12 protein-coding genes are annotated in these 13,802 nt (G+C 48.5%); 9 read left to right on the top strand and 3 right to left on the bottom strand.

The window, feature by feature from the left end:
- Window positions 1-89: 89 nt before the first annotated feature.
- Window positions 90-3,596: a lamin tail domain-containing protein gene (locus PQI28_RS04420; protein ID WP_339962624.1), complete on the bottom strand. Its 3,507-nt coding sequence runs from the start codon at window positions 3,594-3,596 to the stop codon at window positions 90-92.
- 376 nt (window positions 3,597-3,972) lie between these two features.
- Here PQI28_RS04420 and PQI28_RS04415 point away from each other — a divergent pair, with 376 nt between their 5' ends.
- The 6 genes from PQI28_RS04415 (at window position 3,973) to PQI28_RS04390 (ending at window position 9,084) form a co-directional block, all read left to right on the top strand.
- The gene (locus PQI28_RS04415; RefSeq protein WP_224863064.1) at window positions 3,973-4,734 is read left to right on the top strand and encodes an alpha/beta hydrolase; all 762 of its coding nucleotides are present in this window, start codon (window positions 3,973-3,975) and stop codon (window positions 4,732-4,734) included.
- Between the two features lie 129 nt (window positions 4,735-4,863).
- Complete coding sequence (locus PQI28_RS04410; RefSeq protein WP_339962647.1) at window positions 4,864-6,519, top strand: glycoside hydrolase family 13 protein; 1,656 nt, start codon at window positions 4,864-4,866, stop codon at window positions 6,517-6,519.
- Between the two features lie 54 nt (window positions 6,520-6,573).
- Complete coding sequence (locus PQI28_RS04405) at window positions 6,574-6,912, top strand: hypothetical protein (RefSeq protein WP_339962623.1); 339 nt, start codon at window positions 6,574-6,576, stop codon at window positions 6,910-6,912.
- Window positions 6,913-6,969: 57 nt separating this feature from the next.
- Complete coding sequence (locus PQI28_RS04400) at window positions 6,970-7,173, top strand: YwbE family protein (protein WP_015880320.1); 204 nt, start codon at window positions 6,970-6,972, stop codon at window positions 7,171-7,173.
- Window position 7,174: 1 nt separating this feature from the next.
- Entirely contained in the window at window positions 7,175-7,342 is a 168-nt protein-coding gene (locus PQI28_RS04395) for a hypothetical protein (RefSeq protein WP_015880321.1), read from the top strand.
- Between the two features lie 269 nt (window positions 7,343-7,611).
- Window positions 7,612-9,084, top strand: a complete 1,473-nt coding sequence (locus PQI28_RS04390) for an alanine/glycine:cation symporter family protein (protein WP_339962622.1) — start codon at window positions 7,612-7,614, stop codon at window positions 9,082-9,084.
- Between the two features lie 50 nt (window positions 9,085-9,134).
- Here PQI28_RS04390 and PQI28_RS04385 read toward each other — a convergent pair whose 3' ends face one another.
- Together PQI28_RS04385 and PQI28_RS04380 are read right to left on the bottom strand one after the other, a co-directional pair.
- Window positions 9,135-9,935: a formate/nitrite transporter family protein gene (locus PQI28_RS04385; RefSeq protein WP_339962621.1), complete on the bottom strand. Its 801-nt coding sequence runs from the start codon at window positions 9,933-9,935 to the stop codon at window positions 9,135-9,137.
- Window positions 9,936-10,028: 93 nt separating this feature from the next.
- Window positions 10,029-10,418, bottom strand: a complete 390-nt coding sequence (locus PQI28_RS04380; protein ID WP_339962620.1) for a VOC family protein — start codon at window positions 10,416-10,418, stop codon at window positions 10,029-10,031.
- An 80-nt stretch (window positions 10,419-10,498) separates the two neighbouring features.
- Between PQI28_RS04380 and PQI28_RS04375 the strand changes: the two genes are divergently transcribed.
- From PQI28_RS04375 to PQI28_RS04365, 3 genes are read left to right on the top strand one after another with little or no spacing between them, the layout of a single operon-like run.
- A complete protein-coding gene (locus PQI28_RS04375) occupies window positions 10,499-11,617 on the top strand; it encodes a GTPase (RefSeq protein ID WP_339962619.1) in 1,119 nt (372 codons plus the stop codon).
- 14 nt (window positions 11,618-11,631) lie between these two features.
- Window positions 11,632-12,774, top strand: coding sequence for a YcjF family protein (locus tag PQI28_RS04370; protein ID WP_224863054.1), 1,143 nt, complete (start codon window positions 11,632-11,634; stop codon window positions 12,772-12,774).
- A 48-nt stretch (window positions 12,775-12,822) separates the two neighbouring features.
- Complete coding sequence (locus PQI28_RS04365) at window positions 12,823-13,785, top strand: 2-hydroxyacid dehydrogenase (protein ID WP_339962618.1); 963 nt, start codon at window positions 12,823-12,825, stop codon at window positions 13,783-13,785.
- Window positions 13,786-13,802 lie beyond the last annotated feature (17 nt).

Below are 13,802 nucleotides of genomic sequence, written 5' to 3'. Positions count from 1 at the left end.
CTCCATGATTCAGCATCTTCCTTTTTATCCCCGCTTCAAGGGAGCTGAAACCAAAAAAAACGCAGACGATGTGTCTGCGTTTCAACATGTTATTTCTTGATGATGATGGATGATGGAGAAGCACCTTTCGCATACGTGATGCGCTGGACATTTTTCGCCCCGCGAATCTCGGCAAGGTTTTTTCCGTCAACGATCACTTCTTTCACTGTTGCGCCTTTGAAGTCGATGATGGCACCGGCTTCTTTCGGTTTCACTTGAACGACGACATTTTTCAACGCATCACCCGTCAATTCCGTGTAAGCGCCACGGACAAAGATTCCGTTTTTAAAGTTTGTTCCTTTTCCAATCGTCACACCGATAAAGTCCTCTTGAAGGACGAGACGAGCGGCTGGATGATTTTCTACCGTGTAACGCGTCAATTCCACTTCAGGTTCTGGAGTGAAGTCGATTTGTGCGAGAACCGGATCATGGTCACTCGCGCGACCTGACATCTCGGTGAAGTCCGCATTGACGTGAATCATGTCAATCTTCGTAGAAGCGGCCAAGCGGTTCGACACAAGGATGTGGTCGAGTACTTGTGAGTTTCCTTGATAGACATATGAGTAGCGGTCAACAGCAGGGACTTTCTCGACCATGTTCGTCATCAAGTCACCTTTAAAGATCTGAAGCGCATCCGAGAATTCGAAATCATTAAAGTCTCCGAGTGCGACAACGTTCGCTTCAGGGTTTTTCGTCTTCACGTCCGCCACGAAGTTGTGGACGACTTGTGCAATCTTCTTACGTTGTACTTCACTTCCGAGTACGACCGGCTGTTGTGAACCGAAGAATCCAGTATCGCCGCCTTTTGAGTTCCAGTGGTTCGCGATGACAATCACGTTCTCACCTTGGAAATCAAATTGAGCTGCCAACGGTTTACGTGAGCGATTGAACGCTTCGTTCGTCGGGTCGATACGTCCCGGGTTGTGCGTCAACTTCCCGTCAACATATCCGACTGCCGTCGTCGCGTCACCAGCAGGCATTCCATCCGTCAACGATACACGCGCAGGGTCATACAAGAAACCGACACGAATGTTGGCATCCGGTGCACCACCGTCTTGGTTGTTCTCAGGGTCGATGTTGACGTACTTATACGTTTTCCCGCCGACAGCGACGATGTTGTCGATCAACCGTTGATAGCTTTGATCAGCGGCAGAACCCGCACCTTTGTCTTGTCCATCGTTGTCCTGTACTTCTGTTACGCCGATGATGTCAGGGCTGTTCAATTCATTGACGAATGCTTTTGCCAATTTGAGCGCCTTCTCATCTGATGTTTCTTTAATGTTGTTCGAGAAGTTTTCTAAGTTGTAAGACGCAATCGTCAATTGATCTTCTTCTGCTTCGATGAACGTCTTCTCACGTTGCGCATCCCCTTTGACGAAAGCAGCTTTCATATCTTCGAGCGACGCTTGAATCTTATAGTTTCCGAATGAGTAGCCGACGACACCAACGATTGGTCCGTTGAAACGGTCGCCAGTCGCCACATCGAAGTCACGCGCTTCTGCGTTCGGTTCGAGACGGAATTGAATGCGCTCCGGGTTTGCGTCGTTCTTTTTCAATAAGACACCACCATTGTAAGTCTCCGTTGGCGTATCTTCGAGCACGGTCACGAGGTCACCGTATTCTTGTGGTCCGACTGATTTCAAGTTGTTCGTTTGAACGCGCATGCCTTCGAGGCTTTCCCAGAAGTCAATCGCGTCCTTCTCCGGGTTGAAGACGGCGAGGTTATCACTATCGATAAACTCTGTCGGTAGGTTTGAAGCATCGATTGTAATCGGAGTCGGGAGTGTCACACCGCTCGCGACGACTTCGACTTTTCCGTTGCGTGTATCGATTTGTGTCATCTTCATGTCCGTCTGTTGGCGATCGCTATATCCTTCAATCGCGTATTCGCTCACTTTCCCGTTCACCTTGACGAGGTCACCGACTTGAATACCAGCGATTGAACGTCCACCGTAAAGGACAATCCCTTCAGATGTGCGTGTATCGTTGTCGGCTTCAGCATCCGGTGTCTGGATGAAGTAATATGTCGTCCCGCTCGAGATGAAAGTAGACGTGACGATTCCTTCGACGCCCTCAACCGTCTGTCCGTTCATTGGAGCCGTATGGTTCGCTCCTTGGATGTCGTGAATGCGAATCTTATCTGTGATCTTGTATGAGAACGTCGAGACCGCGCTGAACGTGTCACCTGTTTTCACGACCGTCTTCAACGTAGTCGAATTTTCGATACGAATCGAACCTTCGTAACGAGTCCCGTTCTCTTTCGGATCAGATCCGTCGAGTGTATAGAAAATTTCGGCGTCTGCCGTCGTCGTTGAGAGCGTGACGTCTTGCGGTCCGACAAACGTGCCGGCACCTGGTTTTGCGACGGCCGGACGAAGGACCGACGTATCGATGACCGTGTCAGCTGGGTCACGCGGGATGATTTGATAAGCATCGTCAAACTGCTGAACGATTCCTGTGATAGATGAATAGTTCACGTCCGTCTGTAAATCGAGGATGCCCCGCTCGTCACGAACGATGAACTCTTTCGTTCCGTCCGTTGCCGTCAAGTTTTGACCGCTCCCTGTGAGCGTGACATTGTTGACGGTTACGAGTTCTGATTCGACGTCTTCATTGATTTGTTCTCCCGTCACTACTTGTGCAGTAGGAAGCGTTGCTGCTTGTTTCGAGACGACGACCGCACTGTTCAATTGAAGGAGTTCACGATACGAACCGACGACGCCTGTGACGACGACTTCATCCCCAACGTTGACCGCAAGGGACGTCGGACGGATAGAAAGACCGCCTGTCGCATCTTGAATCGAGATTGTGTTCGCAAGCTTTCCAGTGACGACTCCTTTTACAGTGACAGTCTCATTTTCTGCTTTTGTCCGTGCGTCAGCGATTGAAATCGGTGTGACCGGTGCAGGTGGCTCCGTCGTACCGCCATCGCCATACTCGACACCTTGGAACGTATGCGCCCCGAGATTATCGAACGAGTCCTGTGGTGTCGATGTCCATTCGACAGCAGGATCGAAAGCATCGCTTCCGTCACTGTCGCCACGCGTGACCGTATCTTTTCGGATGAGTGACTGGTCGGCAGTCGCGACGGTCGTTCCCCATTTCGTACCTGGGTCGACACCGAGTTGACCGAAGACGTCGAGAACAGTGTCTCCTTTTTTCAAGACAATCGTGTCATCTCCGTTGAAGTTCGTCACAGCGCTCGTCGTATTCGATTTCGCTTTCAATGTGTCTGACGCACTACCGTTCACGATGACATATGTAGCTCCTGGTGCGAGTGTTCCCGTCAAATTCAATGTGTTTCCGGCAGTCGTACCACCATTTGAATAGAGTTCAATCTTGTAGGCAGAAAGGTCGATTGTCGCGTTCGTTCCGTTAAACAACTCGATGGCTTTATTGTTGCTTGACCCTTCTACATACTCTGAGATGAAGAGGTCTGAAGCATTCAACGTCTCAGCATGTACATTTGCCGCGATCGGCGTCATGCTACTGACGATGAGTCCTGCTGACAAGGCGAGTCCAGTGACTGCCTTAAATGATTGTGTTGGTTTCCCCATGTGTAAGTCTCCCTTAGATGTAATTGTGTGATTCGATTTCCCCATTGTGCACCATCATAAATTGAGTATAAATACCCCTCCTTTTTATCAAAAAACAACATGATAACGCTTACATTACTTTCCTTTTAACGAATCACTTGAAAAATTATTCGTGTATTGTCAAAAGTGACAAATACATTTCCCAAGTTTTTAACTACATGTTAAACATAACCAAGCAGACGTCAGAACTCAATCCACTAAATACGAAGTTATGATTACAGTTTGATGACAAGGTAAACGAAACATGAAGAACTTGACGGTTGGGTCGATAACTTTTACACTCTTCTAATACGAATTAATTGTATCGGTTAAGTGGGAATTAAAAAAGGAGGCAGTAATGAGAGCAATCAACTATCCAGTCATTCCTGGAGCAGGCGCATTTTATTATGAAGGAAACGAAATTGGTATTTTGCTTTGTCACGGATTCAATGGAACGCCTCAGAGTGTGCAAGACGTTGGGATCGAACTGATGAAACAAGGCTTTACGGTGTATGCTCCACGTTTGAAAGGGCATGGGACAGATCCAGAAGATTTTCGATGTTCAACGCATCGATGTTGGTACAAGAGTGTCATCGAGGGCATCGAACGATTGCGCGAGTCGTGTCGGACGGTCATCGTCGTCGGTCAATCGATGGGTGGGACGCTAGCGCTCAAAGCTGCGCTTGAAGAAAAGGCTGATGCTATCGTCACAATCAATGCAGCCTTGTCCGTACCTGGGTATGCGTGTCATGCGTCAGATACCGAGTGTCGATTCATCGATGAAGACGCGCCCGACATTCTAGCAGAGGATGTATACGAGATTGTCTACGACCGCGTGCCGACAAAGGCGATTCGGGAATTGCTGGCGTTAATTGACGAGGTACGCCCGCACGTCGGGTCGGTTGATGTGCCGACATATGTCATCCATTCGGCAGTCGACAACGTCGTGCCACCGACCGATTCGATTTGGTTGTTCGATCAATTGCAAGGTACAAAAGAATATGCGGTGCTCTCGAACTCGTATCACGTCGCGACGATGGACAATGATTGGAAACACTTATCGAAGCTCATCACGACTTTTTGTGAACAAGTTGGGGCGCTTCATTCAAATGCAGTGTAAACTGCATTTTTTTGTGAGCTGATTCTTTGCAAACGCTTGCACTAGTGCTATGGTAGATGTGAATCATACCTTATTGTAGGAGGCACGTGCCGTATGGAGACGTTGTTCAGCCAAACAAAACAAACAGAAGTGAGTCGCGTATGGTGGAAAGAGGCGATTGCCTATCAAATCTATCCACGAAGTTTCAAAGATTCGAATGGGGATGGAATCGGGGATTTACGTGGGATTATCGAAAAGCTCGATTACTTAGAAGACCTTGGCATTGACGTGATTTGGATTTGTCCGATGTATAAGTCGCCAAACGATGACAACGGATATGATATTAGTGACTATCAAGACATTATGGAAGAGTTCGGGACGATGGAGGATTTCGATGCGCTATTAGAGGCCGTACATGCACGTGGCATGAAACTGTTGCTCGACCTCGTCGTCAATCATACATCGGATGAACATCCGTGGTTCCTCGAGTCGAAAAGCTCTAAAGATAATCCGAAACGGGATTGGTACATTTGGCGAGACGGAAAAGATGGTGCGCCACCGAGCAACTGGGCGAGTATCTTTGGCGGCTCTGCTTGGGAATACGATCAACAGACCGATCAATATTACTTACACGTCTTCTCGAAGAAGCAACCAGATCTGAACTGGGAGAACCGTGAAGTTCGAACGGTCGTCTATGACATGATCAACTGGTGGCTCGATAAAGGGGTGGACGGATTCCGTGTCGATGCGATCAGTCACATTAAAAAGATGCCAACGGGAACGATGCTCCCATCGCCTGAAGGCAAGCCGGTCGTCACGGCGTTCTCGATGTACTCGAACATCGACGGCATCCATGACTATCTTCAAGAGATGAAACGGGAAACGTTCTCGAAATACGATATTATGACGGTCGGTGAAACGAACGGGATTGAGCCGGAAGCAGCAGATCTTTGGATGGGTCCAGAAAACGGCGCAATGAATATGGCGTTTCATTTTGACCATGTCGACATTATGCGGCGGTCACGTCTGGCCCCACTCGATGTCGTCGAGTTGAAACGAATCTTCGATAAGTGGCAACAAGGTTTACGTGAGACGGGTTGGAACGCGCTATATATTGAAAACCATGACATGGTGCGGGCGGTCTCGCTCGTTGGGGATGAGCATCATTATTGGCGGGAGAGTGCGACTGCGCTCGCGATGATGTACTTCTTTATGCACGGGACGCCGTTCATTTACCAAGGACAAGAGATTGGGATGAAGAACGTACCGCTTCCATCCATCCATGACTACGATGATGTCGCGACGAAGAATGAATACTTCGAACGGATTGCGAACGGGATGAGTGAAGTCGACTCGATGCAGCAAGTATGGGGCACATCCCGTGATAACGTGCGAACGCCGATTCAATGGGATGCGTCACCGCATGCCGGTTTCTCGACGACAACCCCATGGATGCCGATTCACGAAGAGTATGAGACACTCAACGTTGAGGCACAGCGAAACGATCAGCACTCGATTCTCTCGTTCTACAAGGAAATGATTCGTCTTCGCCGGGCCGAAGATACGTTTACGTACGGTCGTTATCGTGATGTCTTGCCAGAGCATAAGCAGGCCTTTGTCTACGAACGTACATTTGAGAACAATCGATTCTTCGTGGTCGTCAACTTGACTGCGAATCCGGCAGAAGTGACCATTCCGGAGATTGCGGGTGCGACGCTTGTCATGACGAATGAAATCGATCCGGAGACGATTGATACCGAGACATTCATGCTTCGACCATTCGCAGCGCGGTTATATCGTTTATGATAGAGGGGTATCTTCTGAGGAGGGTACCTCTTTTGAATGAGAGGTGGGGTGAGGATGCATACAATCGAATTTTCGGATGGGAATGATACCGTACAGATCGTAATCGAAAGTGCCAATCGTGAACGATTAACCTTGAAGATTGATCAAAGCCGTATGGCGACATCCGTGACAGCGTATCTCAGCTTTGCGGAAGCGTTCGCGGAAGCTTTTCATGCTCTTCAAGGAACAGCGACACTTCGCGATATAGACGAAAACGAGGTCATGGACGTCATCTTCTCACATCGGGGAGTACGTATTATGTTTCATACCTCCCTTCCGGAGAAGACGCTACAGACCGATCAAAGTTACATGACGGAACCGATGCGACAAATCGGGATCTGGAATAGGCTGTGACAAATAAGGGAAAAGAGCATATGATAGAGGTTGACTAAATGGAAAGGGGTGTCGGGTATGGATGGAACGAAACGTGCTGACATTCGCCCAGGACTCCATGTCCAAATCGTTTTGAAACAAGATCAACGAAGCGGGAAGCTGACGAAAGGCGTCGTTCAAGATATATTGACGAACTCGCCACGTCATCCGCACGGAATCAAAGTGCGTTTGAGCGATGGACAGGTCGGTCGTGTGAAAGTGATCGAAGCTGGAGGTGAGTAAGATGAGTGAGAAAAAACTATCTTTTCAAGAAGCGATGAAACAAAAGCTGGCAGAAAAGAAACAGAACCAGACAAAGGTTCCGACGGGTTTACATGGTACAAAACAAAAACCGTTGACGAGCCAATTGACGAAAAAACCAAATAACCAGAAGAAACGTACTGGTATTTAAGACGACAGCTACTCGAAAAGAGTGGCTGTTTTTTTGAATATGCGTTTCATCATAAATGAATTTAATCATGATTTAATATTTCTAAACATTTTTTATGTAAGCGCTTTAAGTGCTTGTAAATAAGGAATCTTGCTTAGTTGATGTGAAAAAAGAGTGAAATCACCTATAAAAAAATTATTGCTAATTGTCAGAATCTTTGTATAATTCAGAACTAAGACATCATAAAAAATTCTCAACTTCAGATTCACACAACAGGGAGGAACTTATTCATGGAAGCGATTCAAGGCTTGTTACAGGGAAGCGTCGACTTTTTGAACAACATCTTATGGTCGTACGTATTGATCGCCGTGCTCGTCGGAGCCGGGATCTACTTCACGGTCAGAACACGATTTATGCAGTTCCGTTACTTAAAAGAAATGTTCCGGACGATTACAGATAAATCGGACGTGACGCCAGCAAAAGATGGAAAGAGTATCACACCAATGAAATCATTCTTCATCGGTGCTGCGACTCGTATCGGTACAGGTAACCTTGCAGGGGTTACGGTAGCCGTCACACTTGGTGGACCAGGAGCGGTCTTCTGGATGTGGATCGTTGCCCTTCTCGGTGGAGCAACGGCCATGATTGAAAGCACACTCGCTCAAGTATACAAAGTGAAAGACGATGTTGCGTACCGTGGTGGTCCGGCTTACTACATCGAAAAAGGATTGAACAACCGTGCACTCGGAATCGTATTCGCGGTTCTCATCGCCGTCACATTTGGTCTCATCTTCAACTCAGTTCAATCGAACACGATCGCTGCAGCATTCGATAACGCGTTCGGTGTCGATGCAGTCATCGGCGGAGCAATCTTAGTTGTCCTTACTGGTCTCGTTATCTTTGGTGGTGTACAACGTGTCGCGAACTTCTCGGCAATCGTCGTACCTGTCATGGCAGTTCTCTACCTTGCAATCGCACTCTACGTTGTTGTTGTAAACTTCGCTGAACTTCCAGCTGTTTTCGCGATGATCTTCCAAAGCGCATTCGGTTTGAACGAAGCGGTCGGTGGTTCAATCGGTGCTGCAATCTCAATGGGTGTCCGTCGTGGACTCTTCTCGAACGAAGCTGGTATGGGTTCTGCACCAAACGCAGCAGCAGCTGCTGAAGTATCGCACCCAGCGAAACAAGGTTTCCTTCAAGCTCTAGGTGTATTCTTGGATACATTGATCGTTTGTACGGCAACTGCAGCAATCATCCTTCTCTCGGACAGCTATGCTTCAGGGAACGGTGAAGGGATTGTTCTTCTTCAAAACGCTTTGACTGAACAAATCGGAGCACTTGCTCCAGCATTCATCGCTGTCAGCGTCTTCTTGTTCGCCTTCAGCTCAATCGCAGGAAGCTACTACTACGGTGAAACAAACATCGAATTCATCAAGAAGAGCAAAGGTGCAGTCCTCGGATTCCGTCTCGCGACAATGGCGTTTGTCTTCATCGGAGCGGTCGCAAGCCTCGGATTCGTATGGAGCCTCGCTGACCTCTTCATGGCAGGAATGACATTGATCAACATCGCGGCTATCACATTGCTCGGTGGCGTTGCCTTCAAAGTTCTTAAAGACTACGAAGAGCAACGTGCTCAGGGTCTCAACCCACGCTTCTCTGCTCGTAAACTCGGCATCGAGAACACAGAGTGCTGGGACGTGGAAGAAGACGAAGTGGCACAAGGTTCTGTTCAAGCAGCCGCTGCTGACTCTTCAAAATCTTAATAAACATGACAAAACAAACAGGGACCCTGCTGATCGGGGTCCCTGTCTTTTTATGCGCGTTGACGAATCGGTTTGATGGCTTGCTCCGTCACCGATTTATTCAAATATAAGTAACTTCCGGCAACGAACAATGCACCACCGACAATATTACCGAGTGTAGCGAAAAATAGATTGTAAAGGGCACCGCTGAAGTTAATGAGGTCTGAAGGTACATAGTGGAGCGCGAGCGCGAAGACGCCCATGTTCGCAATCGAGTGTTCGAACCCGGCAGCAAAGAAGACGACGACGGGAATCATTGTCAGCATGATCTTCGCTACGTCGTTATTTGTTTTGAGCGGCATGAAGATGGCCAAACAGACGAGCACGTTACATAAGATGCCTTTCAGGAAAATTGCGAGGGCATCTCCACCGATTTTTTTCGCTGCGACGACGGCTAGTAAATGGTCACCCGTCACTTCTCCCATGCTATGGGCACCGATGACGAGCAGCGACAGGATGACGGCACCAATCAAGTTACCGAACCAACTGAGTCCCCATATTTTTGCTAAGTCTAACCAGGCGACACGACCTCGTTTCGCCCCGGTATAGAGATACATCGTGTTACTCGTAAACAGTTCTCCACCCATCCAGACGATGAAGACGAGCGCGACCGAGAAGCTCGCACCGGCGATGAGCATCGTGCCTGGCACGTCGATGAACATGTTTCCGACCGTGAACGAGAAGACGACCCCGATCCCAATCAAAAAACCAGCGATAATCGAACGTAACATGTATTGCGAAAATGATTGCTGAAGCAATGACGATTTTTTAAATGCGGCTTCTTCCATATAGTCGATGACTTGTTTTTCCATAAGAAGACCTCCTTTAGACATTTTCAGTCTAGGAGGTTGTTATAAAGTTTGCAATTGTTTTCACAAACTTTCAAGAAGTTCTCACGAAACCGTTCACATCGTTGCCACGAGTTCAACTTTGATGCGGTCTGGGTCTTCAAAAAACAGTGCTGTATAGTTCGGACCCCCTGCGTGAGGGAAGCGGTCAGCATACAATTCACGAAAACCGTGTGACGTGAGTTGCTGTCGGATTTCTTCTAGTTGTGCGAGCGATGAGGCATGAAACGCCAAGTGATTGAGTCCGGTCTTTTTTCGATGGTAGGACGGAGTAAGGTGGTCTTCCTCTGTCTGAACGAACACGATATATGTATCGCCGTAACGATAGCTTCGACCTTCTGGCCACGATTGGTAGAGCGTGTACGCTAGCTGGTCACAGAGAAGCCATTCCCAAGCGCGTATACTGTCATCTAGGTTGGATACGTATAGTTCGACATGGTGAAGCATGAGAATCATCCTTTCGATGGACGTTTGAAATTGCTCCATTCGGTATAATTGAACTATACAACGAATGGGGGAGGAAGCATATGGATCGGACAGGGCTCGTCTCGAATATTTTGATTGCCGGGAAAACTGGCGTCGGAAAGAGTGCGTTCATCAATTATATATATGGACATGACGTCGCCGAATCACGTGCCGGAAGTCCGGTCACCGCAGAAGGGCTTCATGAGTACGAGTATTACGACTTAGAACGGGGAATCTTATTTCGGTTCTTTGATACGTGGGGCCTCGAGGCAGACCGCTCCGAAGAGTGGCATCAAGCGATCCTATCCATTGTGCATCAGCGCGAAGGGGCGCTCGATATCGCAGAATGGTTTCACACGATTTACTACTTGCTGTCCGTGCAGTCAGGGCGTGTCGAGGCATACGAGCTCGAGGCGATTTTAAAGCCGTTATATGAACGTGGGAGCAACGTCACTCTCATTCTGACCAACTTCAATGAAGAAGACCCGATGAGTGTGCAGAAGGCGGAAGCGATGGAACGGGTATTGTTACGTGAACTGCCAATCGAAGAAGGGGATATCATTCGTGTCAACAGTGTCGAGAAGAAGTTACTGACCGGGAAACGTGTCCCGGTAAGAGGCTATGAAGAGGTATGGAAACGGAATCGGACGAACCTTTGGAAAGACATCGAACGAAAACTTCCCATCAATCTGACGAATCATCTTATAGAAGAGTTGGAAGATTGGCGGATTCGAAGTATTGATTCGGCAGAAAAGATCCGTATGCTCACCCCACAGGCGATGATCAGTTGGAAAGCCCGTCACATTGAAAAGGATTTAGAGAAAACGCTCGAGCAGGCAGCCGTGACAACAGAAGATGCAATGGCTGAAGGGGTACGTCACTATATCCAACTCATGCAAAGATACCCATTGGTCGGTGAACAAGCAGACCACTTGTTTAGAACGAGACGAGTCGAACTCGGATTTGACTATTCATTCGGAAAAACGGTCCGAAAGATGGTTTTCGGTATGATTCCTGGGGTGCATTTCATTTACTGGGCATTCAAGCGCCGAACGGCAGAACGAGGCATCAAAAAGGCCATTGATCAGCAATACACATCCGTGAAACAAACGATTGAAGAAGAGATTCGACGTGGCTTTGAGCGCGAGATGCGTCAGCTAGGGCAAACGCTCAACTCATAAAGGGGGAAACGAGAATGGAATCGACAAAGCGGTTTGATTTTAAAGACTATGATTTGAAAGCAGAGCTCGAGCGACTTCGTGGAAATGTAAAGAAACCAAACATCCTCATCGCAGGGGCGACGGGAGCGGGGAAAAGTTCGGTCGTGAACCATGTGTTTGGTCGAGATTTGACAAAAGTGGCGGCAGGGGAGCCCGTCACTCGGGGAATTCATCAATACAAGAGTGACGATATTGCGGTCACGTTGTTTGATAGCGAAGGGTACGAGATTGGGAGTGCACGCCAACAACATTACGAGGAAGAAGTCATCGGGTTTGTGGAGAACGCAAAGCAACAAGAAGCATCCGAACGAATCCATCTCGTTTGGTACACAATCAACGCCGCGACAAAACGTGTCACGCCACTCGACAAGGCGCTCATTCGTCGTCTTCGTGAATCGACTGCTGTCGCTGTCTTATTTACACAAATCGATCAGGTCGATTTAGATGAACTGACAGCATTGCGAAATGAACTGGATGGGGTCGTATCGGAGGAATCCGTGTTTCAGGTCAGTATCGCCCCGGAAATACTGAACGATGAAACGTTACGACAAGTTGTCGATTGGGAACGATTGATTGTATGGTCGGTTGAACAGCTAGACGCTTCTTTGCAGGAAGGACTACTGATGGAGATTCAAGCAGAGAGTGAGACGATGCTCAAGTTGAAACGGAAGAAAGCCAATCGAATCATTTCAGGGTATGTGGCGAGCGCAGGAACGGCCGCTGCAGTCCCGCTTCCGTTTGCAGATGCCGTGGCCTTGACACCGATTCAAGTGACGATGAGCGTCCATCTGTTTCGCTATTGGGGCGTGAAGGCGAGTGATGATTTATTAAAGACGCTAATCGGAAGCACGATTATCCCACAAATCGGACGTACGTTATCGAAAACGATTCTATTGAATGTCATGAAGTTCTTCCCGGGAGCGAATGCGGCAGCCGGTGTCATCAATGCGACGGTTGCCTCAGGGATCACGTGGGCAATCGGACTCGCCATCAACGAAATTGCCTATCGAAATGCGATGGACTCCTCAAAAACAATCGAGCAGTTGTTGAATCAAGAGTTCGGTTCGTTGTTTGAACAGTTCTTGAAACAAACTCCGAAGTCGAATCAACCATCCTAATGACTCCCTTTTGTTAGACTACAAGTAATCGTAGAGAGGGGGAGAAAGATGAAAAAACGAATCTATATTACGCGACGCTTGCCGGAAGAAGCGGTCGCGCCGCTTCGTGAACACTATGACGTGCGTATGTGGGAGCATGAGGGGCAGAGTGTTCCTCGTGAGGTGCTTTTAGAGGAGGCGTCATCTGCGCATGCACTCTGGACGATGCTTAGTGACACGATTGACCGTGAAGTGTTTGAGCGTGCAACGAATTTAGAGGTCGTCTCTAACTTGGCCGTCGGCTATAACAACATCGACTTGAAGGCAGCGAAAGGGAAGGGTGTCATCGTGACCAATACACCGGACGTCTTGACGGAAACGACAGCGGACCTGACGTTTGGACTCATGATGATGACGGCGCGACGTCTCGGAGAGGCCGAGCGTGATTTACGTGCCGGTGAGTGGAAATCGTGGCTTCCGATGGGATATGTCGGGATGGACCTCTATCAAGCGAAACTTGGGATCATCGGAATGGGACGAATCGGTGAAGCGGTCGCACGACGGGCGCGAGGATTTGACATGGACGTCTTGTATCATAATCGGACGCGTCGTCACGAGTCGGAGTCGATGTATGGCTTCACCTATGCGGAGCTCGATGAACTGTTAACGCAATCTGATTTCGTCGTCGTTCTCGCACCACTCACGGACGAGACTCGTGGAATGCTTGGGGCAGATGAGTTTGCCAAGATGAAAGAAACAGCGATTTTCATCAACGTGGCTCGTGGAGAAATCATTGACGAACAGGCGTTGTATGAGGCGCTCAAGGCGAAAAAGATTTGGGGGGCTGGCCTCGACGTGTTCACGAAAGAACCGGTCGACTTGGATCATCCACTATTGACCCTTCCGAACGTGACGACACTACCACATATCGGGAGTGCCTCGATTCGGACACGTCTCGCGATGATGGCGTTAAACCGGGACGCTATCGTTAACGTGCTTGAAGGAAAAGAACCGAAGAATCGTTTGACATAACAAAGAGCCTGACGCGT

It is taken from the genome of Exiguobacterium sp. USCH10 (assembly GCF_037619445.1).
Lineage (GTDB): Bacteria > Bacillota > Bacilli > Exiguobacteriales > Exiguobacteriaceae > Exiguobacterium > Exiguobacterium aestuarii_A.
Note: the sequence above shows the minus strand (reverse complement) of the source record. Positions and strands in the feature narration are given on the sequence as shown.

What these genes read in the sequence shown, in the direction of transcription:
- PQI28_RS04415 (WP_224863064.1), top strand. Translation starts at nt 3,973, where the DNA reads ATGAGAGCAATCAACTATCCAGTCATTCCTGGAGCAGGCGCATTTTAT.
- PQI28_RS04390 (WP_339962622.1), top strand. Translation starts at nt 7,612, where the DNA reads ATGGAAGCGATTCAAGGCTTGTTACAGGGAAGCGTCGACTTTTTGAAC.
- PQI28_RS04380 (WP_339962620.1), bottom strand. Translation starts at nt 10,418, where the DNA reads ATGCTTCACCATGTCGAACTATACGTATCCAACCTAGATGACAGTATA.
- PQI28_RS04385 (WP_339962621.1), bottom strand. Translation starts at nt 9,935, where the DNA reads ATGGAAAAACAAGTCATCGACTATATGGAAGAAGCCGCATTTAAAAAA.
- PQI28_RS04365 (WP_339962618.1), top strand. Translation starts at nt 12,823, where the DNA reads ATGAAAAAACGAATCTATATTACGCGACGCTTGCCGGAAGAAGCGGTC.
- PQI28_RS04420 (WP_339962624.1), bottom strand. Translation starts at nt 3,596, where the DNA reads ATGGGGAAACCAACACAATCATTTAAGGCAGTCACTGGACTCGCCTTG.
- PQI28_RS04405 (WP_339962623.1), top strand. Translation starts at nt 6,574, where the DNA reads ATGCATACAATCGAATTTTCGGATGGGAATGATACCGTACAGATCGTA.
- PQI28_RS04375 (WP_339962619.1), top strand. Translation starts at nt 10,499, where the DNA reads ATGGATCGGACAGGGCTCGTCTCGAATATTTTGATTGCCGGGAAAACT.
- PQI28_RS04400 (WP_015880320.1), top strand. Translation starts at nt 6,970, where the DNA reads ATGGATGGAACGAAACGTGCTGACATTCGCCCAGGACTCCATGTCCAA.
- PQI28_RS04395 (WP_015880321.1), top strand. Translation starts at nt 7,175, where the DNA reads ATGAGTGAGAAAAAACTATCTTTTCAAGAAGCGATGAAACAAAAGCTG.
- PQI28_RS04370 (WP_224863054.1), top strand. Translation starts at nt 11,632, where the DNA reads ATGGAATCGACAAAGCGGTTTGATTTTAAAGACTATGATTTGAAAGCA.